Annotated in this window: 23 protein-coding genes; 13 read left to right on the forward strand and 10 right to left on the reverse strand. The window is 66.0% G+C overall.

Translation table 11 applies throughout. The annotated features are described in order from the left end of the window. Positions 1 to 41: 41 nt before the first annotated feature. Genes ACGFK1_RS28960 through ACGFK1_RS28975 form a run of 4 tightly spaced genes read right to left on the reverse strand, consistent with a single transcriptional unit; the run spans position 42 to position 4,505 of the window. Entirely contained in the window at positions 42 to 845 is an 804-nt protein-coding gene (locus ACGFK1_RS28960; RefSeq protein ID WP_393437836.1) for a transglutaminase family protein, read from the reverse strand. After that, positions 842 to 2,347 carry a glycoside hydrolase family 130 protein gene (locus ACGFK1_RS28965; RefSeq protein WP_393437839.1) on the reverse strand — a complete coding sequence of 502 codons (1,506 nt, stop codon included), beginning with the start codon at positions 2,345 to 2,347 and terminating at the stop codon, positions 842 to 844. Before ACGFK1_RS28965 ends, ACGFK1_RS28960 begins: the two co-directional genes overlap by 4 nt. Beyond that, positions 2,344 to 3,321, reverse strand: a complete 978-nt coding sequence (locus tag ACGFK1_RS28970; protein WP_393437842.1) for a glycosyltransferase — start codon at positions 3,319 to 3,321, stop codon at positions 2,344 to 2,346. The genes ACGFK1_RS28965 and ACGFK1_RS28970 overlap by 4 nt, the downstream gene beginning before the upstream one ends. A gap of 32 nt (positions 3,322 to 3,353) precedes the next feature. Continuing rightward, positions 3,354 to 4,505, reverse strand: a complete 1,152-nt coding sequence (locus ACGFK1_RS28975; protein ID WP_393437845.1) for a glycosyltransferase — start codon at positions 4,503 to 4,505, stop codon at positions 3,354 to 3,356. A gap of 363 nt (positions 4,506 to 4,868) precedes the next feature. Between ACGFK1_RS28975 and ACGFK1_RS28980 the strand changes: the two genes are divergently transcribed. Next, a complete protein-coding gene (locus ACGFK1_RS28980; RefSeq protein WP_393437847.1) occupies positions 4,869 to 6,305 on the forward strand; it encodes a DUF3375 domain-containing protein in 1,437 nt (478 codons plus the stop codon). Positions 6,306 to 6,392: 87 nt separating this feature from the next. Here the strand turns inward: ACGFK1_RS28980 and ACGFK1_RS28985 are convergent, their stop codons facing one another. Further along, the gene (locus ACGFK1_RS28985; protein WP_393437850.1) at positions 6,393 to 7,364 is read right to left on the reverse strand and encodes a patatin-like phospholipase family protein; all 972 of its coding nucleotides are present in this window, start codon (positions 7,362 to 7,364) and stop codon (positions 6,393 to 6,395) included. Positions 7,365 to 7,575: 211 nt separating this feature from the next. Here ACGFK1_RS28985 and ACGFK1_RS28990 point away from each other — a divergent pair, with 211 nt between their 5' ends. From ACGFK1_RS28990 to ACGFK1_RS29010, 5 genes are read left to right on the forward strand one after another with little or no spacing between them, the layout of a single operon-like run. Next, positions 7,576 to 8,451, forward strand: a complete 876-nt coding sequence (locus ACGFK1_RS28990) for a branched-chain amino acid ABC transporter permease (RefSeq protein ID WP_393437853.1) — start codon at positions 7,576 to 7,578, stop codon at positions 8,449 to 8,451. After that, the gene (locus ACGFK1_RS28995; RefSeq protein WP_393437856.1) at positions 8,448 to 9,467 is read left to right on the forward strand and encodes a branched-chain amino acid ABC transporter permease; all 1,020 of its coding nucleotides are present in this window, start codon (positions 8,448 to 8,450) and stop codon (positions 9,465 to 9,467) included. The genes ACGFK1_RS28990 and ACGFK1_RS28995 overlap by 4 nt, the downstream gene beginning before the upstream one ends. Then, a complete protein-coding gene (locus tag ACGFK1_RS29000) occupies positions 9,464 to 10,180 on the forward strand; it encodes an ABC transporter ATP-binding protein (protein WP_393437859.1) in 717 nt (238 codons plus the stop codon). Before ACGFK1_RS28995 ends, ACGFK1_RS29000 begins: the two co-directional genes overlap by 4 nt. Further along, on the forward strand, positions 10,173 to 10,916 hold the full coding sequence (locus tag ACGFK1_RS29005) for an ABC transporter ATP-binding protein (protein WP_393437861.1): 744 nt from the start codon (positions 10,173 to 10,175) through the stop codon (positions 10,914 to 10,916). The genes ACGFK1_RS29000 and ACGFK1_RS29005 overlap by 8 nt, the downstream gene beginning before the upstream one ends. Before the next feature lie 2 nt (positions 10,917 to 10,918). Next, entirely contained in the window at positions 10,919 to 12,205 is a 1,287-nt protein-coding gene (locus ACGFK1_RS29010) for an amino acid ABC transporter substrate-binding protein (protein ID WP_393437864.1), read from the forward strand. Positions 12,206 to 12,285: 80 nt separating this feature from the next. Here the strand turns inward: ACGFK1_RS29010 and ACGFK1_RS29015 are convergent, their stop codons facing one another. After that, positions 12,286 to 13,320 (reverse strand): PQQ-dependent sugar dehydrogenase, encoded by a 1,035-nt coding sequence (locus ACGFK1_RS29015; RefSeq protein WP_393437867.1) that lies wholly within the window; start codon positions 13,318 to 13,320, stop codon positions 12,286 to 12,288. Between the two features lie 169 nt (positions 13,321 to 13,489). Here ACGFK1_RS29015 and ACGFK1_RS29020 point away from each other — a divergent pair, with 169 nt between their 5' ends. Then, a complete protein-coding gene (locus ACGFK1_RS29020; protein ID WP_393437869.1) occupies positions 13,490 to 13,891 on the forward strand; it encodes an ester cyclase in 402 nt (133 codons plus the stop codon). Between the two features lie 14 nt (positions 13,892 to 13,905). On the opposite strand, the gene ACGFK1_RS29025 is transcribed toward ACGFK1_RS29020, so the two are convergent. Beyond that, the gene (locus ACGFK1_RS29025) at positions 13,906 to 14,697 is read right to left on the reverse strand and encodes a DUF4239 domain-containing protein (RefSeq protein ID WP_393437872.1); all 792 of its coding nucleotides are present in this window, start codon (positions 14,695 to 14,697) and stop codon (positions 13,906 to 13,908) included. A gap of 116 nt (positions 14,698 to 14,813) precedes the next feature. On the opposite strand from ACGFK1_RS29025, the gene ACGFK1_RS29030 reads away from it, so the two are divergent. Continuing rightward, positions 14,814 to 15,296, forward strand: coding sequence for a hypothetical protein (locus tag ACGFK1_RS29030; protein ID WP_393437874.1), 483 nt, complete (start codon positions 14,814 to 14,816; stop codon positions 15,294 to 15,296). Positions 15,297 to 15,310: 14 nt separating this feature from the next. On the opposite strand, the gene ACGFK1_RS29035 is transcribed toward ACGFK1_RS29030, so the two are convergent. Together ACGFK1_RS29035 and ACGFK1_RS29040 are read right to left on the reverse strand one after the other, a co-directional pair. Beyond that, positions 15,311 to 15,703 (reverse strand): RDD family protein, encoded by a 393-nt coding sequence (locus ACGFK1_RS29035; RefSeq protein ID WP_393437877.1) that lies wholly within the window; start codon positions 15,701 to 15,703, stop codon positions 15,311 to 15,313. Next, positions 15,687 to 16,271, reverse strand: coding sequence for a hypothetical protein (locus tag ACGFK1_RS29040; RefSeq protein ID WP_393437879.1), 585 nt, complete (start codon positions 16,269 to 16,271; stop codon positions 15,687 to 15,689). The genes ACGFK1_RS29035 and ACGFK1_RS29040 overlap by 17 nt, the downstream gene beginning before the upstream one ends. Before the next feature lie 266 nt (positions 16,272 to 16,537). On the opposite strand from ACGFK1_RS29040, the gene ACGFK1_RS29045 reads away from it, so the two are divergent. The 4 genes from ACGFK1_RS29045 to ACGFK1_RS29060 all read left to right on the forward strand — a co-directional run bounded on the left by ACGFK1_RS29045 (position 16,538) and on the right by ACGFK1_RS29060 (position 19,749). Continuing rightward, positions 16,538 to 17,242 carry a DUF4194 domain-containing protein gene (locus ACGFK1_RS29045; RefSeq protein WP_393437882.1) on the forward strand — a complete coding sequence of 235 codons (705 nt, stop codon included), beginning with the start codon at positions 16,538 to 16,540 and terminating at the stop codon, positions 17,240 to 17,242. A gap of 149 nt (positions 17,243 to 17,391) precedes the next feature. After that, positions 17,392 to 18,357: a metal-dependent hydrolase gene (locus ACGFK1_RS29050; protein WP_393437885.1), complete on the forward strand. Its 966-nt coding sequence runs from the start codon at positions 17,392 to 17,394 to the stop codon at positions 18,355 to 18,357. Beyond that, a complete protein-coding gene (locus ACGFK1_RS29055) occupies positions 18,354 to 18,542 on the forward strand; it encodes a ferredoxin (protein WP_393437888.1) in 189 nt (62 codons plus the stop codon). The genes ACGFK1_RS29050 and ACGFK1_RS29055 overlap by 4 nt, the downstream gene beginning before the upstream one ends. A gap of 4 nt (positions 18,543 to 18,546) precedes the next feature. Then, complete coding sequence (locus ACGFK1_RS29060) at positions 18,547 to 19,749, forward strand: NAD(P)/FAD-dependent oxidoreductase (protein ID WP_393437891.1); 1,203 nt, start codon at positions 18,547 to 18,549, stop codon at positions 19,747 to 19,749. Positions 19,750 to 19,754: 5 nt separating this feature from the next. Here ACGFK1_RS29060 and ACGFK1_RS29065 read toward each other — a convergent pair whose 3' ends face one another. Further along, positions 19,755 to 19,892 carry a hypothetical protein gene (locus ACGFK1_RS29065; RefSeq protein WP_393437894.1) on the reverse strand — a complete coding sequence of 46 codons (138 nt, stop codon included), beginning with the start codon at positions 19,890 to 19,892 and terminating at the stop codon, positions 19,755 to 19,757. A gap of 546 nt (positions 19,893 to 20,438) precedes the next feature. On the opposite strand from ACGFK1_RS29065, the gene ACGFK1_RS29070 reads away from it, so the two are divergent. Then, a complete protein-coding gene (locus ACGFK1_RS29070) occupies positions 20,439 to 23,801 on the forward strand; it encodes an ATP-binding protein (RefSeq protein ID WP_393437896.1) in 3,363 nt (1,120 codons plus the stop codon). Positions 23,802 to 23,815: the final 14 nt, after the last annotated feature.

Genomic DNA, 23,815 nt, shown 5'->3' on the forward strand with positions numbered 1-23,815 from the left:
TACGCCCTTTTCCGCCAACGCGTTTGACTACGACGATGGAGTCAGCCGATCGACACCAGTTGGTCGATCGAATCCACGGGGAGCTCGCCATCGACGACCGCCATCACCCCCATTTTGTTGAGCGTGATCGCACCCTTGTGGTTGTCCAGGAACGCGGTGTCTGCGGCGTCGCGGCCTGTCGCGATACGCACCAGCGACTGTCGTGGTGCCAGCAGAGTCCCGTCGACCACTCGCCACTGCCCGTCGACGAACGCCTCAGCCACCGCATGGAAATCCATGGGCAACAATCCCGGTGCGTATACGGAGACGACCCGCGCCGGCACATTCACGGCACGCAACAACGCCACCACCAGATGCGCGTAATCCCTACACACCCCTGCACCGGCTAGAAGGGTGTCCACTGCGCCGTCGATCGGATCGCTGGACCCCGGCACGTAGTTCAGCCGGGTGCCCACCCAGGACGACACCTTTTCCAACAGGGTCGCCGAATCGGCGTAGTTTCCGAATTCCGTTGAGGCGAAGCCATAGAACTTGTCCGCTTCCGCGTAGCGACTCGGACGCAGGTACATCGACAGGTCATACTCGGTCACCGGCGCCGGGTCGGTGCGCCCGACGATCGTAGCGTTGTAATCCACCACGAGATTACCGACCGGAAGGTCTAGCTTGTGGATCCGGTTTCCGTGTGTGCCGCTGATCTCCAACGGCTGCACGCTCGCCCCGTCCAGAACGAAGCACAACTCCTCGGACACCGCAGCGTGAGGATGGGGTGCGACCGCGATCTGAAATTCCAGTGTCGTCGGCGCAGTGATCTCGACCTCGAGTTCGGCGGCGACCTCTCGTCTCATGTGACTCTCCCGCCAATCCCGGGCCAAGACTCGAACGCGGCGAGCAGTTCGGCCAACGGCACCGTCGCGACACCGATAGCGGCATCGCCGATTCCGTACGGCACCACCAACGTCCCCCCGTGCACCAGCGCTCCGCAGGAATACACGACATTGGGGACGTAGCCGTCCTGTTCATCGGCAGCGGGGCTGAGCAGCGGTTCGCGAAGGTGACCGACGATCCGCGTCGGGTCATCGAGATCGAGCAGGATCGCACCGATGCGGTAGGTGCGCATCGGACCGACGCCGTGGGTGAGCACCAGCCATCCGGCTTCGGTTTCGATGGGCGGGCCGCAGTTCCCCAGTTGCACTGCCTCCCACGCGCGCGTCGGCTGCTGGCAGGGGGTCGAGTCGGTCCACTCGAACGGGTGATCCGAAAACGCAATCGAATTCGATTCGCGATCCGATCTGGACATGGCCGCAAACTGACCGCCAATGCGGCGCGGAAACAGCGCGAGGCCCTTGTTGGCCGCGGCACGGCCCACCATCGGCGTCGAGGTGAACGCCCGGAAATCCTCGGTCGCCAGCAGTTGTTGGCTGATGTGGGATCCGCTGTAGGCGGTGTAGCTGGCATAGAACGTAACCGAGCCGTCGTCATCGACGAATCGAACGAACCGCGCATCCTCCATGCCCGCGGCCTCCGCGCTCATCGCCGGCCACAGCACGCGCTCGGACATCGAGACGCTGTCCCCGAATTGGACGCCGTAGATCCGTTCGGCGATGCTTCGGATCAGTGAAATCGTTTCGGCCGCATGGCCGCGTGTCCTTCGGTGAGTCTGGAGGTTGTCGAGTTGCTCGTCGAGGTCGGACCGGGTGAATTGGTCACCGAGCGCGTCGAGCACGAAGTCGGCGGACTCCCCCGCCCCGTGCAGCCGGCGCAGTTCGCTACGCATCACCGCACCGTCCAGCAGGGTCGGCACGACCGACCCGACTACGGCGTAGGGACCCGGATCCTCGAGCGTGATCCCTCCGCCGCCGTCGACGACGCCGGTCCGAAAGCCGATGGACGAAATGTGCCCCTCGCCGATGCCGCGCACACTCATCACGAATCTCAGGCTGCCCGGCGCTACGGCCGTTTGGTCTGGGTGAGTCACCATGCTGGGGTTGCACAATGCGGCACCCTCGATCGCGTACTCGTTGGTGAATACCGCCCCCAGCAACAACATTCGCACGTCGGACAGATAGCTGGCGGGATCGAGCCGATCGGCGATCTCACGGGCGTGCCGTCGGAAGGTGCCGACCAGATCGCGGTGCCGCGCGTCGAAGCGTGTGACGACATCATCCAACGACGCTCGTGCCTCGTCCTCGTCGAGGGCCAGGATACGCGCCAGCACTGCACCGGCGCGGGAATCCTGCTTCTCGAAACCTTCTTGTCCCGGCACGAACAGCTTCGTGATGACTCTGGACCGATCGGCCACCAGCCGCTGCGGGCTGCGGGTGACCAGGTCGGACCGCATGGAAGTCATTGCGGCACAGTCGATAACCTACGCGCGTGCTGCAGCGTCGAGATCACCGCCAGGGTCGACTCCGCGCCCTGATTGCTGTTGACGCCGTCGGCATGCAGTCCGTCGTAGCCGGCGCCCGTTGCCGGATCCCACATGGGTTGCCCAGCGTCGTTGTCGCCCATGAACCAGGCGGCTGCGGCGCGGATGGTGTCCGGCCAGAGCGCACCGGCGTCGACGACGGAAGAACGCGCGCACGCATCGGCCAGAGTGGCCACCTCGATCGGTTGCTGGTCGAAACCGGGTCGGGCGTCGTCGACTGCTCTGCCACCCACCGGGGTGACGGACAGATGTCCGTCCGATGTTTCGTGTTCCACCAGCCAGCCCAACAAGTCCAGACCCCGCTGAGTCAACGCGGGGTCGTCGAGGGTGACGCCGGCCGCGATCATCGCCTCAGGCAGAACGGCGTTGGCGTAGGCGAGGCGATCCTCGGGCCACGGCCACGCAGCGTCGGCGTTCGGCGCCGGCAGAACTGCCGCGCAGTCGGTGATGAGCTCGCGCGCCATGCGGTGGTCGGGTGTGACGGCAAGAAGCTCGGCAGCGCCAATTGCCGCGTAGGCCATGGCCCGCCGCGACGTCGACCGTGCCTGCGCGGCCCGCTCCAACTGAATGACGGCCAACCTGCCAACCAGGCTGACGTCACTGTGCACAGCGGCCGTTCCGAGCCCCCAGACGCATCTGCCCCAGTGATCCCCGGTTGACGGCTCGTCGATCCACCGTCCCGCTCTGTCCATCCGGTTGCGGCAGGCGCCGGTGAACGCCTGCGCGTCGTTCAAGAACCGCACCGCAACCCCGGCGAGGCCGTTGACGAGGCCATCGGCATCGGGTTGTCGGGTGGCGACCACAAGCACACGGGCCATGTCGTCGGTGCAGTAGCCGTGCTCGAGCCGAGGTTCGCTGAGACAGGCGTGCTCAAAGGTGCCGCGGTGGTCGGTCATCCGCAGCAAATGGTCGAAAACCGGGGCCGCGGTCATATCCCAGCCCGTCGCCGGCCGAGAGCTTCGTGCGCGAGCCCTTGATAGGCGCGCGCGACAACCGACCATGCCATCTCAGGTGCCAGTCGCCGGGCCTCGGCCGCCATCGCCCCGGCGAGGCGCGGTTGTGTCAGTACCCGGCGCAGGGCCGATACCAGGCCATCCGGGTCGTCATGCCCGACGACGATGCCTGCTCCGCTACCGAGCAACTCAACGGCGTGCGGGAATGCGGTTGCCACCACCGGCCTGCCGCTCGCGACGGCGTCGACCAGAACACCCGAGGTGACCTGATCGGTCGAGTCATAGGGCAGCACCACGACCGCCGCCGACTGAATCAGCGAGGTCAGCATCGCAACGCTGCGGTAACCACTGTCGAAGTGCACCGAATCGGCGACGCCGCGGCGGCGCGCCCGTTCCCTCAGTGCATCGCGGTAGGCCTCACCGTCTGCGGCAAGCACCTTGGGGTGCGTTCGACCGGCGATCAGGTACCGCGGTCGACCTGGCAGGCCGTCTAGCGACGCCATCGCGTCGATGACCCGCTCGACGCCTTTGCCAGGGCCCAGCAGGCCCAAGGTCAACAGCGTCGGCCGACCGCTTCGGACGCAGGCGAAGTTGGCTGGGATGGTTGCCCCGTGCGGGATGGTGGTGACCTTGCGGTAATCGACGTCGAAACCGGACCGGAGCCGCCTGCTGGCCGCTTCCGACATCACGATTGTCTGATCTGCCCGCGCGACCACTTCCTCCAGCACCGAACGCTGGTGTGGCGTCGGGTTTTCCAGAACGGTATGGGCGATCACGATCGACGGGACGCGCAGCCCGTCGATGACGTCGACGATTTCGTCTCCGTCGACACCTCCGTAGATGCCGTACTCGTGCTGGATCACCGCGACGTGACTCTGATTCAGCAACTCGACGCATTCGCCCACCGATGCCGGTGAACCGTTGACCATTTCCCCGACCACGCAGGTGCTCTCCGACGGCGTGCCGTCGGAGAGGCGCACGATGCTGACGCCGCTGCCGTTGGCGGTCAATCCCTTGGCCAGGGCCGCGGTGAATGTGGCCAGCCCACACGGCGTCGGAGGATACGTGCTGAGAATGCCGAACCGCGGCGCCGTGGAGAAGTGTTGGCGCACAGAGGGATACGCCAACGATGGAAGGGTGGACTGGGTGCTCACTGTGATCCCAACTGGAGGTTGCTACCTGCGTGTCCAGCGTGAGCGGATGCTCGGTGCGGTCAGCAGCGACAAAGGCGCGGCAGACTCATCCCGGACTAGCTGGGTTCCCAACTACTTGAACGATACACCTGCACCTTTCCGTGGAGCGTTTCCCGTCGATCCGGCAGCATGCTGGGGGCAGGGATCTCTGGCGCCGAACGCACCATGGGCCACAGCGCTCACACCGGCGGCCGGCGATGACGAAATCCCGGCCGACACGAACCTAACGCCGCCGACGATGTCGCGGCCGTCGCCTATGTTGGGTCCTCCGGATGACGCACTGAATAGGGGACGTAGGTGAACGACAACTCAGCAGCGGCTGACCTGCTCGAGCTGAATCGCGACCTGCAGGGCTCCCGCGCGATCCGCCTGCTCGCCACCACGAACCTCAGCCTCTACGCCACGCTCATGGAGCGTCACCTCAGCGACGGGCAGATTCCCGAGACCGAGCTCGTCGTCCGCCTCGAGCGCGACCTGCAGGACCTCGGCGACGCCCAGTCCGGCCTCGCGCTCATCAAGTCCTGGGCCGCCCAGGGCTGGCTGCACCGCATCGTCGACGAACGCCACGATCAAAATGTCTGCTACCTCACCCAAGACGCCCGCCGGGCACTCGACTTCCTGCGCGGCATGCGCCGCCAGGACACCATCGCCACCGGCGGCTCCATCACCGGCATCGCCGCGCGCCTCAAGCACGTCGCCGTCAAAGTCGACAACGACCCCGCCCGCATCCGCAAACACATCGAAGCCGAAATCGCCGCCCTCCACGAAGAACTCGACGCCCTCGACGCCGGCCAACGCCCGGCACCCGACGTCACCGACTGCTACGACGAAGCCCGCGCCATCGCCCTGCACATGGAACGCCTCATCACCGACATCGGCCAATACGGCACCATGATCGAACAAGCCACCGCCGCCCTCGACGAACCCATCGACACCAACACCGCCTACCGCGACCGCCAGCGCCAGATGTACACCGACTACCAAGCCGCCTGGAACTCGAAAGGCCGCAACTCCCACCGCGCCTTCCTGCGCATGATCAACGACCCCGACCAACGCGCCGAATTCGAAACCGACGTCGCCGCCGTCGCCCAAGCCCTACCCGGCCTCGACCCAGCCCTGCGCAAAGTCATGGCCGGCTTCTTCGAACTCGTCGGCCACCAGATCGACGAAGTCGAACGCATCCAGCAGCGCTGCGCCCAACGCGTCAAACGCTTCACCGCCTTCGGCACCATGGAACAAAGCCGCGGCGTGGCCCGCCAACTCAACGACGCCATCGCCGCCGCCCGCGCCCTGCTCAAGTCGAGCTTCACCGACTCCCGCCTCGACATCGACGTCCCCTTGGCCCGTCACAACATCAGTTCCATTGGCGCCCTCGGCTTCCGCATCGGCGACCTGTCCAACCCCAAACCCGCCAAACCCGGCAACACCGACGTCGACCTCACCAGCTTCGCCGCCCTCACCACCCAGGTCGACGCCCCCGCCATGTCCGACATGCTCAACCACACCATCACACGCGGCCCCGTCACGCTGCCCGACGCCGTCGCCATGCTCGACACCGCCTACCTCGGCCACGTCATCGTGCTCTGGTCCTGGGCGCTCAAACAGCCCAACGCCGACACGGCCGAGTCGGCCACCGTGCGCTTCCGCTCACTCGACGGCCGCGACCGCGAAATCGCCGTGCCCCGTTTGACATTCACCGAACCCATCACCACCCTCGCCGGAGCCAGCACGTAACCCTCCAACAGATGAAGAGGGACTATGCGAGCACGCCGGCAGCTGCAGCGTCCAGAGCCTATTGAGCCGCAATCTATTCCGAGACCGTCACACCTCCGTCGCAGGCGCTGAACCGCCGCGGCACGCCCGCAGGTATTCGGCGTAGTCCCAGGACGCCAAGAAGTCTTCGGCGGCGTGCACCCCGCGGTTGTACAGCGCGTCGCGCTCCTGCGCGCTGATGTCGAAATCCAGCGAGCCGACCGACTCGGCGGGAACGAAGATGGTGCGTCGAACCGTGCACGGGTCATCGACATAGGCCGCGTCCTGATCGCTGATCAGCGTTTCCAACGCCCCGAACGCCAGCGACAGCGGACCCCGGATCTGATGCGTCGGCGGCCTTCCCGGCGGCGCGGACAGTCGAATACCGAACGTCGGCCATCGCGGCGCGTTGCCGGTGTCGAACAACTGCACAGGAAAATTCGACAGCAGTCCCCCGTCCACCCACGTCGCACCGCTGACCCGCACCGGTTCGAACACGAACGGCACCGCCGACGAGGCGCGCACCGCCTTCGCCACCGAGAACTCATCGGGATCCACGCCGTAATTCGGCAGATCCCACGGAATGCGGACCAATCTGCGCCGCGACAGGTCGCTGGCGGTGACCACCAGCGACCACGCGTACTGCTGCGCCTGCTCGCCGGTGCGCAAGTCACCGAACGTGTGCACCCCGAGATCGCCGAGCAGCCCGGTCAGCAAGTTCTCCAGGTAGTCGCCCTTGTACAGCCCATCCCTCGCCACGAGCGACAGCGCCGGGCCCACGATCGGTATCCGCGCGAGCAGAGTCGGGTCGGCGAACTTCGAATAGTCGATACTCTGCGCCAGCTCGTCGAGTCGCGACAACGGTTCCCCAGCCGCCTGAAGCGCCGCCACCATGGAGGCGACAACCGCACCCGCACTGGATCCTGCGACCCGCGGAAACCCATATCCAGCGGCCACCAGCGCATGCACCGCCCCGACCAAGCCGATGCCTCGCACGCCGCCGCCCTCGCACACCAGATCTGCCTGCGCCGTCACTTTCATCCTTCAACCCTCTACCCAATGTCGTTACTCGACACGCGTTTTCAACAGAGCTGCCCGCAAATCATCCGGGTCCCGGGCAGCAATTCCCCGACGCTGGATGCGGAACCGTGATCTCGAAAGCCACCCGCGCCCAATTCGATTGTTTTATGGTTGACAATCTCACGGCCCGGACACGCTCCGAGCAGTCTGACCGCTCAGCCGAGAGGATGCAGTGACCGAACTCGCGCAAGCGCTTGTCGGCGGAATTCTCATCGGCGGTCTGTACGTCGCCATCAGCATCGGCTTTTCGTTGTCGTTCGGCGTCCTCGACGTCGTCGACCTCGCCGTCGGCATGTGGGTGGTCATCGGCGCGTTCGCCGCGGTCGTGGCCAGCGACAAGCTGGGCGTTGACGCGTTCCTGCTGCTCCCGGTCATCTTCATCGTGTTCGGGATCGTCGGCTGGCTCATCGCGCCGCTGATCTACCGGGTCCGCACCAGCAAGTACGCGCTGCCCGCGCTGATGGGCCTGGCCTTCACCTTCGGCCTGGCCACCCTGATCCGCGGCGGCCTGCTCACCGCGTTCGGCTACACGCCGCGCACCGTGCACACCGCATTCTTCCCCGGCAACGTCGAGCTATTCGGCATCACCGCACCCGCGATCCGGGTCGCCGGGTTCGCCTTCGCCGTCATTGCCACCGGCCTGTTTCTGGCGTTCCTGTTCTACACCCGCACCGGTCTCGCGATCCGCGCCACCGCGCAGAGCAAAGACAACGCCGGGCTGATGGGCATCGATGTCAAGCGGATCAGCAGCCTGGTGTACGCCCTCTACGTCGGCCTCACCGCGATGGCCGGCGCACTGCTCGGCGCCATCTACGCGATGACCCCAGAGGTCGGCCTGCGCTACACCCTCTTCGCGTTCTTCGTCGTGGTGCTGGCCGGGCTCGGCTCGGCGCTCGGCGTGATGGCCGCCGGCGTGTTCCTCGGCGTACTGCAGTCGTTGGTCACCACCTATGTGGGCGCCGACTACACCCTGCTGGTGGTCTTCGGCGTGCTGTTCGTCGCGCTACTGCTGTTCCCACAAGGCATCTCACGACGGGGGCTGGGATGAGCAAGCCCGCCTCCGGAGGCAATCCGTTCCTCAACCTCGGCGTGCTCGCCGTCGTCGTCGCGGTGATGGCTCTGCTTCCCATGATGACGTCGCCCTACTACGTCCGCATCGCCACCGGCGTCGCGCTGTGGGCCGGAATCGCCCTGTCCTGGAACGTGATCTGCGGGTACGCCGGCTACATCAGCTTCGGCCATGTCGCGTTCTTCGGCATCGGCGCCTACACCACGGCGATCCTGATGCAACCCGACTACGACTGGAACTTCTGGGCGACACTTCCGGTCGCCGCCGTCATCGCAGGCGCTGTCGCCGCGCTGGTCGGTTGGCCAACGCTTCGGCTGAAGGGCGCCTACTTCGCCATCGCGACGTGGGCGCTGGCCGAGGCGATCCGACAGCTCACCACCGTCGTCGACTTCACCGGCGGCTCCCGCGGACTGACCACGCCGATCCGCTCCAACGACAACTTCTTCTTCTACACGATGCTCGGCGCCGCAGCCGTCGCCTACGCCGTGTGCTACCTGCTGCTGGAACGGTCCCGGTTCGGCTTCCAGGTAAAGGCGGTGCGCGACAACGAGATCGCCGCCCGCGCGCAGGGCATCAACACCACGATGGTCAAGATCTTCGCGTTCGTACTGAGCGCCGTCATCCCCGCCGTGCTGGGCGGCATCAATGCCTACTGGATCACCTTCATCAACCCGGCCAGCGTGCTGAACACCCTGATCACCGACCAACTGGTCGTGATGGTGCTCGTCGGCGGCCTCGGCCACATCTGGGGGCCTGCGCTCGGCGCCACCGCCATGTTCCTGCTCGAGGAACAGATGCGCGTCAGCTACGGCTCGACGACCGCCTACATCATGATTGTCGGAGCGTTGGTGATGGCGGTCGTGCTGTTCCTGCCCGACGGGCTGGTCAGCCTTGCGCGGCGCGCCCGACGAATGCGCCTGGTACGTCAACTGCTTGGCCGTGCCCGCGACGACCTCGCGCCCCGCCAGAAAGCCCCGCAGGAGACCAGCCCATGACGGTGCTGGCGGTGCAGAACCTGTCGCGCTCGTTCGGCGGCATCCACGCCGTCGACGGTGTCTCGTTCGATGTCGAGCAGTCCGAGATCGTCGGCGTCATCGGCCCCAACGGCAGCGGCAAGAGCACGCTGTTCAATCTGCTCACCGGCGCGCTGAAACCTGACGCCGGCCGCATCACGCTGTTCGGCCGCGACGTCACCCGGCTCGCCCCCTACAAGATCGCCCGCACCGGCCTTGGCCGCACCTTCCAGATTCCCGCCCTGTTCGTCAATATGACTGTGCGGGAGAACCTTTGGACCGCCGCCGTGCAGTTCGACTGGACCAACGCCCGCGACGACGCCGACGCGGTCTTGGAGCAACTGGAACTCACCCACGTCGCCGACGACCTCGCGCGAAGCCTGTCCGGCGGCCAGCAGCGGCTACTCGAGATGGGCCGGGTGCTGATGCAGAAGCCGAAGGTCGCGCTGCTCGACGAGGTCGCCGCCGGCGTGCATCCGCGCCTGCGTCAGATCATGCTGGGCGCCATCCGCACCCTGCGCGATGCGGGCACCACGTTCCTGGTGATCGAGCACGACATGGAGCTCGCGCAGGACATCTGCGACCGGATCATCGTGATGGACGCCGGAAAGATCGTGGCGCAGGGCAGCTTTGACGAGATCTCGCACGACCCGCATGTGATGGAGGCCTATCTGGGGGTGTCCGCGGATGAGTGACCGCCCGGACAGCGTCGTGACCGTCGAGGACCTCGACGCCGGATATGACGGTGTGCAGGTGCTGCACCAGGTGTCGATGACGGCCCGCACCGGCGAGGTCACCTGTATTTTCGGGCCGAACGGCTGCGGGAAGAGCACCCTGCTCAAGGCGATGGTGGGCGTGATCGACCCGTGGGCGGGCCGGGTCACGCTGGACGGCGACGACCTCACCCATCTGCCGTCGCACCGCACGCTGGGCCGCGGGCTGGCGATGATGCCGCAGGGCGGCGGCGTGTTCCCGCGACTCTCGGTGCGTGACAACCTGCGCATCGGCGGCTACACGATCCGCGACCGCAAGCAACTGGATCGGCGCATCGATGAGCTGCTGGAAGCGTTTCCGCGCCTGCGCGAGCGCAATGACGTGCAGGCCGGCCAGCTGTCCGGCGGTGAGCAGATGATCCTGTCGATTGCCCGTGCGCTGGTGCTGAATCCGCGGTTTCTGCTGTTCGATGAGCCGTCGGCCGGGCTGTCGCCCAAGCTCGTCGGCGACGTCCTGGTCCGTGCGGCCGAACTGGCCCGCCGCGGGGTGGGCGTGATCATGATCGAGCAGAACATCCGCGAGGCGTTGCGGGTGGCCGACCGGTTGTACGTCCTGGTGGGCGGGCAGAACCGGTTCGACGGCACGCCCGCCGACGTGGAAGACGACCGCGAGCTGATGCATCTCTATCTCGGAGGTCGGGCAACCGGAAAGGAATGATTATGTCCCACAACATCAATCGTCGACGCTTTCTGACCCGAGCCGGGCTGGTGGCGGGCGGCGTGGTGGCAGGCCCGAGCCTGCTCGCCGCGTGCGGTGGCGAGCAGCAGGGCGGAGGCGGCGGGGCGACCGACAAGTTCAAGGTCGGCGCCGTGCTCGAACTGTCCGGTGAGTCGGCGACCGGTGGGCAGATCGCCCAGCGCGGATACCAGATGTGGGCCGACGCGGTGAACAAGGCCGGTGGACTGGCGATCGGCGACAAGAAGTACCAAGTCGACCTGGTAGTGCAGGACTGCAAGAGCGATCCCGCCACCGGCGCCGACGCGGCGTCGCGGCTGGCCACGCAGGAGGGTGTGAACGCCATGTTCGGCGCGTACACCAGTGGTGTGCAGCTGGCCATGGACCCGATCTGCGCGAAGTACCGGGTGCCGTGCATCGCTGGGTCGGCGGAGTCGCCCGGGGTTTGGAAAAAGCAGCCGGCGTTCACCTTTGGCGTCATTCCCGCGGTCGACACCACCGCGGCCCGCTCGATCCAGTCGATTGTGGACACCGCGAATCCCAAGCCGGTCTCGGCGGCCGTGGTCGGCGCCAACGAACCGTTCTCCGACGACACCGCGCAGGGCTTCCGGTCGGGCGCCGAGGCGGCCAAGCTCAACGTGCTGCACTTCTCGCTGTTCCCGCCCAACGCCGACCTGGCCCCGGTCGCCCAAGTGGTGGCGGCGCAGAAACCCGACATCGTGGCGGTCGGCGGGCACGACGTCCTGCTGGTCGACTTCGTGAAGGCGATGGCCGCGACCGGCTACACCCCGAAGGCGATCATCGAGCACTACGGAATCACCGACGCCTCGTTCGCGAAAGCGCTTGGCAGGCAAGCCGACGGGGTGATGGGAATCTCGGTCTGGTTGCCGTCCGCGAAGTTCAAGGACGACCTGTTCGGCTCGGCGGGCGACTACGCGAAGGCGTTCGAGGCGCAGCACGGGTCACCCCCGGATTACACCGCCGCCGGGTGCAGTGCCGCGGGGCTGGTGCTGCAGGCCGCGGTAGAGAAGTTGGGTCAGCCGCCGTCGCTGTCCGAGGATGCGCGGGGCAAGCTGAACGACCTGATCGCCGGGACGGACATTCAAACCTTCTACGGGCCAATCAAATTCGCCACCGAGGGTGACCACTTCCACAACAACACCGCGCTGAACCCGATGCTGGTGCAGATCCAGGGCGGACAGGTCAAGGCGATTGCGCCGCCCGAGTCGGCGGAGGCGAAGATCATCTATCCGCTGGCGCCGCTGGGGTAAGTGCTTGGGTGCCCAGCTTGGAGCGACAGTGTCGCTGCCGGCGACTCTGTCGCTCAGACTTGGGCACTTCGCATATTGACTCAGGGCTGGAACCGCAGGATCCGGTCATCGCCGTCGCGAGCGCTTCCACGACCGTCGCGGTTGCTGGTGGTGAACCACAGCGCGCCGTCCGGTGCGGCGACGACAGTGCGCAGTCGCCCGTACTGTCCGACGAACAACGGTGTCGGATCGGCCACCGAGCCGTCGGCACCCACCGGTACCCGGTACAACCGCTGACCACGCAGACACGCCACCCACAGGGAACCACCGAAGTAGGCAAGTCCCGACGGTGACGCCTCGCCGGTGCCCCACTCGATCGCCGGGTCGATCAGCCCCGGGGTGTCCGCGCGGCCTTCGGCCATCGGCCATCCATAATTGCCGCCGCGCTGGATCAAGTTGAGTTCGTCCACCCGGTCCGCACCATACTCCGTCACCCACAGGCGCCCGGCCGAATCCCACGCCAGCCCTTGGATATTGCGGTGCCCGAACGACCACACCGGCGAGGCGGGGTCCGGATTGTCGGGTGGGATCGAGCCGTCGGGGTTGATCCGAAGAATCTTGCCGCCCAGCGATGAACGGTCCTGGGCGATGCCGGGATCGCCGCTTTCGCCGGTCGTCACGTACAGCTTGCCGTCCGGGCCGAACGCGATGCGCCCGCCGTCATGGACCGAACTCGCCGGGATGCCGGTCAGGATCGGCGACGGCTCGCTCAGGGCGCCCCCGTCGAAACGCATCGCCACGACGCGGTTGTCCTGCCCGGTGGTGAGGTAGGCGAACACCGTTTGACCCGCTGTGGCCAAGCCGAGCAGGCCACCTTCGCCGCGGGCCGCGACGCCCGGCACCGCCCCGACGGTCGTGACGGCACCAGGTCGCGTCATGCGCTGAATCGCGCCGCTGTCGCGTTCGGCGATCAGTGTGCTGCCGTCGGGCAGGAACGCGATTCCCCAAGGCACATCGAGGTTGGTCGCGATGTCCTCGGGTCCGCCGCTGGACGGCTGACCGATGGATTCGGGCCCGTTTGCGCACGCGACGACCAAGAGAACCGCCGAGGCAAGCGCGATCGCCACTCGCTTCATAGGACTTAGGGTGCCATCCACCCAGCACGATTACCCGAGATTGGCGGATGCATTTCATGCAAGGGCAGGCTGTGCGAAACCACCTCGTACAGAGTTGTTTTCAGGCCGTTTCACGACCGCATGTGGCGAATCCCCCACGGCGGCCGTAGGACAGGGGGATCGTTGGACCATGCGGTCAACCATGATTGTCGACGCCTTCTGGGATGAGGTCTGGAACGCGCACGACCCCGATGCCGTCGACAAGTTCGTCGCCGATGACGTCGTCATCGAGGCAGGCGGCCAGGAAATCGCTGGCAAGGACAACACCAAGAACTGGGTCAAGCAGTTCCTCGACCACGTCGACGACCTGCACGTCGAGACCATCGAGACCTTTCAAGACGAGGACGGCACCCGCGTCACTTCCCGATGGGTCCTGACCGGGAGCAACAACGGCATCCTCGGCACCGAACCCAACGGCAAGCCGATCGCGCTCACCGGCACCGCCGTCTGGACCGTAGACGGCGGAAAGCTGCAGCGCGGCTGGGTCGAGCAGGCGTCGTTCGAGCTGTACCACTACCTCCTCGCGAAGTAGCGGCCAGCACAGGGTCATGTCCCGCGATCGATGGAGTCGAAGACAACCAGCGACTGCTCGAACGGTTCGGACGTGACACCCAAATAGTTGCCGAACGGATGATCGAGCCAGAACACCACGAACAGCAGCAGGCCGAGCAGCACGGCGACTGCGCTCAGCAGCCCGACGTGCGCCCGTGTACTGCCCAGCCGCATGAAGCCGCCGAGCCCCAGCAGCACGACACCGCCGAAGAGCAGTCCCGTCCACAGCAAGCCCGGTATCCGCGGCTTGGCGTCGAGGATTCGCTGATTGCGCTGCGATGCCAACGTGCCCAACTGGTCTAAGAACTTCTGACTGATCGGGCTCGTCGAGACACTGGACTTCTCGCTGCCGAGCAGTCGGTACATGTCGTTGAGTGCGTCTCGCGCGCCTTCGGTTCCGGTGCGGGCGCGTATCGCGCTCTGCCATTCCGGGCCCGCGACCGCGTCGGTGTACTTGCGCAGCAGCAACCGCATGTCGTTCTGTTCCGGCACCGGCATGCCGACGGTCTGCCGGTACATCGTGATCAACGTCGACGCCTCGTTGGACACATTGGCCTCCGCGGAGGAGAACTGCTCCCACGCGACCACGATGACGAATCCCAGCAGCGCGCCATACACCAGGCCGACGCAGGTCAGAAACGGCGACAACGCTCCGTTGTGCCCTTCACTCACCGGGTCGGGCAGCGTGCAATGCGCCAGCCATATGGCGCCGACCGCGATCACTACCGCCGCGACAAGGGACAGGGCCAGAAGCACCCAGAGACCCGCTATCCCAAAGTCGCCCACGTCTTATCCTCCCTACGTCGAAACCTCCGGCCGGATACCCGCCAGTACACGCCCATAGTCGCCCCGAGGCTGCCGAATCGGCCGTCCGCTCAGCTGGGCGGTGGTAGGGAAGATGGGTGGATCTTGCGAGTTGGAGCGTGGGCCTTGCGCTGATCGTCCTGACCATCGCGATCCACACCACCGCCGTGGTGGTGATGGCCTTCGGTCTGGAAACCAGAATTCGGCGCCGTGTCGACAAGCACACGGCCGGGCGGCTGCGGGCGGTCCCGACCATGATCGGCCACATCGGCGCCGTCGCGCTGATCTTGGCCGCCCTGCACGGGCTGGAGGGCTTCCTGTGGGCACTGGCATATTGGGGCGTCGGGGCCCTCGACTCGGTGAGGGACGCCTCCGTGTACGCGTTGGCCACCATGACCACGTTCGATGTACCGGGATTGACGGTGCCCGCCCGGTTTCAGATGTTGAGCGCGCTTCAAGCGGTGAACGGTGTATTGCTGTTCGGCATCAGCACGGCGTTCCTCTTCGCTGCGATACAGGTCCAATGGCGGCTGTTCTCCCACCGACATGAAACGGTGGACGACCGCACCCAGACCAATTGAGCCGTCGGCTGTCGTCACCGTGCTCTCTTCGAGTAGATCACCCGCGTCCGGAAGACGATGTCCTGCAACGACCTTCGCTGACGGTCGACCGCGACCCACAGCAGGCCGATCGGGAGGAGCACACAGCAGATCGCGCGAAGTACAGCAACGAACAGGTTCAGTCGCGGCGACCGCAACCCGGCCACCCGCAGGCCCATCGTCACTGCGCCCGCGGTCGATCCGGAGACCGTCCAGCATCCCGTCAGATACAACACCGCGACGGCAAATGTCACCACCGTCGAGAACACGGCGTTCAGCGACGGCAGGCTGAACGCCGTCGGCGAGTAGACCAGCCTCAGTAGAACCAGGCCTGCGTACATCGCGCCCATGATGAGGAGCACCACCACCAGGTCAATGACCGCCGCCAATCCCCGGGTGATGATCCCGGCCGCCCGACCATCGTCGGGTTCCGATGAGGTCACCGGTTGTCCCGGTCACGCCCCAGCATGCGATTGACGATTCCCGCCACGGCGTCGTCGGCGCTCCCTGCGTGCGCACGTCGGTCATCACCTCGGCGGTCATCGAATTGGTCGATTCGCGGATGATCGCCGACAGATCTACGCCCTCAATCACCTTGTCGGCCAGGGCAATCAGATCAATCCGGTTGATCACCGCGTCGACGTCGAGATCGGCGGCCAGCACGTCGATGTCCACTCGCTCGCGCACGACGGCGTTCAGATCCATCTCGTCGAGAACCAGGTCCACCAGACTGACCGCGACCGCGGCCACCAGCGCCTTGAATTGGTCGGCGGTCTGGGTCACCCACTGGTCGCCCCGCTCGGACAGGCCGCCGACGCCGCGCCGCATCAACGGCCCGAACACCGGCACCTTCTCCGCCACTCGATAAGCGGCCTCCGCGGCCCCGACCGCCATCGCCGCCGCACCGACGGCGGCGGATACCACCGGGTGTTTTAGCAGGTCGACGTCGGTGCCCATCACCGCATGGTAGTTCTCGCGGTACACAAATCTGGCGCAACGACACTCACCGGAGAAACCTCATCCAGCAACACCACCCGTCCCAGGTTTCACAGCGGCACCAGCCCGTTGCCGTGTTGGCGCAATGCCTTGGGAGCGCGGACTTTCCGCTGACGTCGGCAAACCGGCGATGCCTGTGATTTCTCCGTCGACACGGCGCCGCCGCGTGCCGAGCATGTCCGGACCGTGGCCTATGTTGGGGCGTCCGATCAAATTCAGAGTGAGGAATGCAGGTGACCACCGCCGACCAAGAGGCCGACTTCGCTGCTTTTTCCGAACTCCCGCAGGTCGACCAGTCCACCCGCCCTCCGGTTCAGCGGCGGCCGCGCTTCGACGGCGACGTCTCCGAACTGCCCGACCGGGCCTGCTGGGCCCTGCAGCACCTGCTCACCCGCCGCTACATCAGCGCCGAAGCCGACGCCGACGTCTACAGCTGGGTCCTCGAATACCGCAAGGCACTGTCCGTCCGGCTGTCGGAACTCGACCTGCTGCTGCGCATCGTGGACGGCACCGACGTCGCGTTCGTCGAGCAAGCCCGCTACGAATCCGCAAGGGGCATCAAGCTTCTACGCCGCGAACCGCTCGGCACCTACGACTCGATCCTTGCTCTGCACCTCGCGCAGATGATGCGCGCCTCCGGCGGTCAGACCGTGCTGATCAGCCGCGAAGAGATGCACGGCCTGTTCTCCGGCGTGCTCAACGACACCGACCGCGACGCCGTCACGTTCGCCGCGCGCATCGACGGCGCCATAGCCCGACTGACCGGCCTGGAGATCCTCCGCAAGACCCGCGACGACGAGGACAGCTACACCATTTCCCCGGTCATCACCGCGATCATGACCGCCTCGGTCATCACCGAGTTGCAGCAGCAGTTCGAACAACTGCTCAACGGCGGAGCGCGGGCAGAAGACGAAGACTCCGCGGAGGACTGAGCCGCCCCGACCACCTGGCAGCTGACTGACGAAAAGCTGTGAAAGAGGCCTGTTTCCCGCTCTTCAAAATCCAGTACCGCCGGTACGCATAACCGTCATTCAACTCGGGTAGCCGACGGACAGACAGCCGTCATATCCGGGGAGAGTTCATGCCAGAAGTCCAGCTGCATCACGACGGACATCCCATGTACCGCCGCATGGTCCGCTTCGACTGGTCGGAGACACCGCTGCACTGGGTGCCCGACGACCCGTTCACCACCCACATGATCAACGTTTTGCACCTCTTACTACCGGAGGGCGAACGCCACTTCATCAAAGCCGTTCTAGAAGCGTCGTCACTGGTCGACGACCCCGAGCTGGAGGCGGCCATCAAACCGTTCATCCAGCAGGAGTCCTGGCACGCCTGGGCACACCAAGTAGTGCTGGACCATCTCGCCGACCAGGGCATCGACACCAAGCCCTACACCGACCGCCTCGGACGCCACCTGTCGGTCATGCTCGGCGACCCGCCGAAGTTCTTCCCGCCACCGCTACGACGGTGGTGGCTCTATCGCCGGCTGGCCGACGTGGCCGCCCTCGAGCACTTCACCGCGATGCTGGGCCAGTGGGTTTTGAGGAACCGCACTCTCGAGGAAGTCGGTGCCGATCCGATGATGCTCGACCTGTTGCGTTGGCACGGCGCTGAGGAAGTCGAGCACCGCTCGCTGGTCTACGACGTCTACCAGCACGTCAGCGGCAACTACGTCATCCGAGCCTTCTCGATGCTGATGACAACACCACTGTTCGTCGGCTGGTGGATCGCCGGAGCGCGCTACCTGATGGCCGCCGACACAACCATCGACCAGAAATGGCGCTGGCGTGACTGGACGCGGTCCGCACGCAAGGGTCTGCTACCCGGACCGTGGAGCTTGCTGTTGGCCGCGCCGCTGCGTTACCTGCGGCCCAGCCATCATCCCAACCAGGAAGCCGACACCCAGATGGCCATCGACTACCTCGAGTACTCGCCGGCCGCTAAGGCGGCGCGCGAACGCGCAGGCGCTCGACAACGACCGCAAGGCGCCGAGATGACCAGCGGCCAGCAGATCGCCGACACGGAAGGGGCTGCAGCCCAATGAAAGTAGCAGTCGACCTTGACACCTGCGACGGAAACGGCGTCTGCATGAGCATCTGCCACGAAGTGTTCGACGTCCGGGAAGACGGCCTGCACGTGCTTGACGACCATCCGAGCGACGACCTGCGTCAACAGATCAAGGGTGCGCAAGTGTCGTGTCCCACGCAGGCCATCACGGTGGAGGACTAGCTGCATGCCTACCGACCTTCGCGACGTCGTTGTCGTCGGGGCGGGGATCGCGGGGATGCGCGCCGCGGAAACGCTCCGAAAGGAGGGCTATGACGGCGCTCTGACGATTGTCGGCGACGAATGGCACGCCCCGTACCACCGTCCACCGCTGTCGAAGAAGCTGCTCAGCGGCCAGATCCAGCGCGCCGGAATCGACTTGGCTCCGCAGTTCGATCTTGACGCTCGCGTCCTGCGCGGTGCGTCGGCACGCAGCCTGGATCCGTCGTCGCACACGGTCGACTTCGACGACGACGGCACGCCACTGTCGCTGCATTACGATGGCCTCGTCATCGCCACCGGCGCCACCCCGCGCTCGTGGCCGGGCGAGGTGCCCGACGGGGTCATGCTGTTGCGCACGGTCGACGACTGCCTCGCGATCCGCGAACGACTTGCCGACCGTCCCCGCGTGGTGGTGGTCGGCGGCGGGTTCATCGGCGCCGAGGTCGCGGCGACATGCCGGATGCTCGCGCTCGACGTCACTCTGATCGAACGCAGCGACGGCCTTCTCCTGTCGGCGCTAGGCGCCGAAATGGCCTCATGCTGGGCGCAATTGAACAAGCAGCACGGCGTCGATGTCAGGATTAGCGTGAACGTCGAGGCCTTCATAGGTAATGGACGCGTCGAAGGCGTGCGGCTCAGCGACGGCTCACAGCTTGCGGCCGATTTAGTCATCGTCGGCCTGGGCGTCACCCCTGCGACCGAGTGGCTCGACGGCTCCGGACTGCGGATCGACGACGGCGTCGTGTGCGACGCGACTGGAGCCGTCGAGGGCGGCAGCGGCATCGTCGCCGCCGGTGACGTCGCGCGCTGGTGGCATCCGCGCTATGAGCGGTATCTACGCATCGAGCACTGGGACCACGCCGGTCGCCAGGGCGAGGCCGCCGCGCGGACGTTGCTGGCCGGGCCGGGGAACGCCGACACCTACGACGAATTGCCGTACTTCTGGTCCGACCAGTACGACGTCAAGCTCCAGATGCTCGGTGTGACAACCGACTACGATGCCTTCACCGTAGTCGAGGGGCGCCCGGACGAGTGGGAGTTCACTGCAGCCTACGGCCGTGATGGTCGCACCATCGCGGTGTTGTCCACGATTCCCGGCCGCGTGCTTGCCTACCGTGACGCGATCAGTGCCGGTGCGGAGTTCCCTCCTCGGTCAACGGCCGCTTAGAGCACTCAACGGTGTATCGCTACGCGCGCTGCTCCCACCGCGTAGCCGCCGAGGTACAGCACCGTGAACACGCCCAGCGTGATGATCGACACGATGATGAACTGCGGAAGTTGCCGTCGCGCAACCGAACGTGAAGGCCGCATCCTTGGGGCCAGCTCCGGCATCCACTGTGGAGAACGCGACGACCTTGTCGCCGAATCTCAGATACGGGCTGGTGAAGTACGCCGTCATCAGCATCAGCACGGCGACCAACGGCGACAACAGGATCCCGGATTCCCAGTCCGGCGCGAACGCTATGAAGAACGCGGACACCGTCTCGATGAGAATGCCCGCCCATCCGCCGTCCCACCGTGGGGTTCTTATGAGGAGCAAACGTCGGCAGGAGCACGCCGACGAACGTTGTCACTACGAATGGAGCGTTGATCGTGTCAGCCGCTTTCCGCGAGCGTTGCGGTCCCAGCATCATAAGTCACTTCGTTCGCACTGGCACCATGCGCTTGGCGGGGCGCTTTATGCTCGGCGGACGTGCGCATCCCGCTGACGTCGGCAAACGGGACGGTGACCGATTTCTCGGCCGACACGACCCGGTCCGACGCGGACCATGTCGGCCCGGTCGCCTATGTTGAGGCGTCCGACAAATGACAGATCGAGGAACGCTAGGTGGATGACAGCACGGAGGATGCAGGTCGATGACTGAGCAGTTCCATTTGTCCCGGCTGCAGGTCATCAACTGGGGAGTCTTCGACGGCTACCACTCCATCCCGTTCAGCCCGGGCGGCGCCCTGATCGCCGGCGCCTCCGGCAGCGGCAAATCCTCACTGCTGGACGCGATTTCGCTCGGCTTCCTTCCGTTCAACCGTCGTAACTTCAACGCCTCCGGCGACAACACCGCCGCCGGTTCCAGCGCAGGCCGCCGCACCGTCGACAAATACGTCCGCGGCGCATGGGGCCAGCGCAGCGACGGCAACACCAGCCGGGTCATGTACCTGCGCGGCGACGGCACCGCCTGGTCGGCCGTCGCCGTCACCTACACCAGCGACACCGGGCGCACCGTCACCGGCCTGGTACTCAAGTGGCTTACGGGTGAGTCCCGCAACGACTCGTCCAGCCGGTTCGTGCTCGGCGACGGCGACCTCCACATCGAGGACGTCTGCAACCGCTGGGCCGCCGGCCGCTTCGACGCCGGAGTGTTCAAAGAGGACTGGCGGTTCTCCACCAAGGTGGAATCGCAGTACCTCGCGCAGCTGTACGCCACCATCGGCATCCGCGCCTCCGACGCCGCCCAGCAGCTGCTCGGCAAGGCCAAGTCGCTGAAAAGCGTTGGTGGACTGGAACAGTTCGTCCGTGAGTTCATGCTCGACGAACCCGACAGCGTGGCCCGGCTGCCCGAGGCGCTCAAGCAGATCGACCCGCTGGTCGAGGCCCGCGAACTGCTCGCCGTCGCGCAGAAGAAGCGCAAGATTCTCGGCGACATCGAGACCATTCAGCAGCGTTACGCCTCCGAGTCTTCGGACCTCGGCATCATCGACCTCGTCGACTCCCCGATGGTGCGCGCCTACACCGACCACCTCCGGCTCGCGCAGTGCCCTACGCAGATCGCCACACTGGACGGCACCATCGACCAGCTCGAGAACGAGTATGAAGACGTCACTCGCAGCTTGAATCTGGCCAAGGCGGAAGCGGATTCGCTCAACGCGCAGATCAGCGGTTCAAGTGCGAACATTGCCCCGTTGCAGTCGCAGGTAACCGCGGCCGAAGCCGAGGCGGAGCAGGTCGAGCGCCGCCGCGCCGCCTACGAAGACATGCTCACCGCGCAAGACATCGAGATTCCCGACACCGCCGACGAGTTCTGGAACCTGCGTGAGGAACTGCTCGCGCAGGCCACCGAGATGCTCGCCAAGGTCGAACGCAACCGCGAGGCGTCCACCGACGCCGAGTACGCCCAGAAGTCCGCCCGAATCGCCCGCGACTCCGCCGCCAAAGAACTCAAGCGCGTCGAACATGTCGGCTCGGCGCTGCCGGAGTTCGCGCTCGCGATGCGCGATCACATCTGCGCCGCCGTCGGCGCCGACGCCACCGAGCTGCCCTACATCGCCGAACTGCTCGACCTGAAGCCCGACCAGACGCGCTGGCGCCTCGCGGTCGAGAAGGTGCTGCGCGGCGCAGGCCTGCGGCTGCTGGTGCCCGACCAGCACTGGGAAAAGGTGCTGCGGTTCGTCAACGAGACCGATATGCGCGGCCGGCTGCAGCTGCACCACGTGCGGGCGAAGTTCCTCGGCGCCGAACCCGCCGATCCCGACCCGAATACGTTGGCGGGCAAGCTGTTCGCCGTCGACCGGAAGCATCCGTGCGCCGCCGAGGCTGTCGATGTCATCACTGCTGCCGGCGATCACATATGCGTCGACACGCCCGATGTGTTCGACCGGTTCCGCCGCGCCGTCACCGACACCGGGCTGTACAAGGACTCCGACCGGCTGGCCGTGAAGGACGACCGTCGCCCGGTCAAGCAGTCGGAGTACCTCTACCAGGGCGACGTCACCGCGAAGATCAACGCGCTGACCGTCGAGCTGGCCGACGCCGAGGAGGCCTACCAGAAAGCCCGCCGCGTCGCCGACGACATCGCGGCCCAGCGACAGCAGTGGCGCGACCGGGCCGCGGCGTGCAAAGCGATCTGCGAGCAGTTTCCGCAGTGGAGCCAGATCGACACCGAGACCGCCGACGGGCACGCCGAACGGCTGCGCGAGCAATACGAACTGCTGATGGCGGATCACCCGGACATCGAGGCGCTCAATGCACGCGCGGACGAATGTTGGTCGCAGATCCAGAAATTGATGACGCGCCGCGGCGCGATCCAGACGCGTCGGGACAGCCTCGACGAGCGCCGCACCCGGCTGATGGACCTCGAGGAGCGGCTGTCGCCGGCGTTCGTCTCCGAGCCGCTGACCGAGCTGCTGAACCGATACGCCGCTGTGCTGCCGGTGTCGCTGGAGTTGCTCGATCCCGAACCGCACCGGGATGCGTTGTTCTCCACGATCAAGAAGGAACGCGAGCAACTGCGGGAGAGCCGGCGCCGCTCGTACGACGAGTTGGCCCGCATCCTCAACACATTCGACACGTCCTTCCCCGACGCGATCCCCAACGACTCTGACGATTTCGACGAGAGGGTGCACGACTACGTCGCGCTGTGCAAGCACATCGACGAACGCGAACTGCCCGAGGCGTACGAGCGGATGATGCGGCTGGTCACCGAGCAAGCGCCGGACGCGATCCTGACGCTGCACCGCGTCGCCGAGCAGGAGGCGCGGCGGATCAGCGACCAAATCGACCGCGTCAATACAGGCTTGGGTGCAGTCGAATTCAACCGTGGCACCCGGCTGACGCTGCGGGCGATGCCGCGGCAGTTGACGGCGGTGAGCGAGTTGACCGAGATCGTCCGCTCGATTTCGCGGCGCATCGCCGAGGTGGGGTTGGGCGACAAGCAGGCGATCCTCGACCAGTACGCCGACATTCTGCGGCTGCGCAATCGGCTCGCGTCGACGGCGCCGGAGGACAAGGCGTGGACGCGCGATGCGTTGGACGTGCGCAACCGGTTCACGTTCGACTGCGCGGAGTGGGACGTCGCGACCGAGGAGCTGATCCGCACGCACAGCAACGCCGGCGATAATTCCGGTGGCGAGCAGGAGAAGCTGATGGCGTTCTGCCTCGCGGGCGCGCTGAGCTTCAACCTGGCTAGCCCCGAAAGTGACGACAACAGACCGGTTTTCGCGCAGTTGATGCTCGACGAGGCGTTCAGTAAGTCCGACCCGCAGTTCGCGCAGCAGGCGCTGCAGGCGTTCCGTAAGTTCGGCTTCCAGTTGGTGATCGTCGCGACGGTGCAGAACGCGACCACGATCCAGCCCTACATCGACAGCGTGGTGATGGTGTCCAAGACCGAACCGACGGGCCGCAACGCGCGGCCGGTGGCGTCGGTGGCAACGCGAACGATTTCGGAGTTTTCATCGCTGCGCCAGGAGATACGCGCAACGGAGGGCCGGGTCCCGGCCGGGGTGTGAGGTACGAGGTCACC

The sequence above is a fragment of the Mycobacterium sp. NPDC048908 genome (assembly GCF_043197955.1).
Classification (GTDB): domain Bacteria; phylum Actinomycetota; class Actinomycetes; order Mycobacteriales; family Mycobacteriaceae; genus Mycobacterium.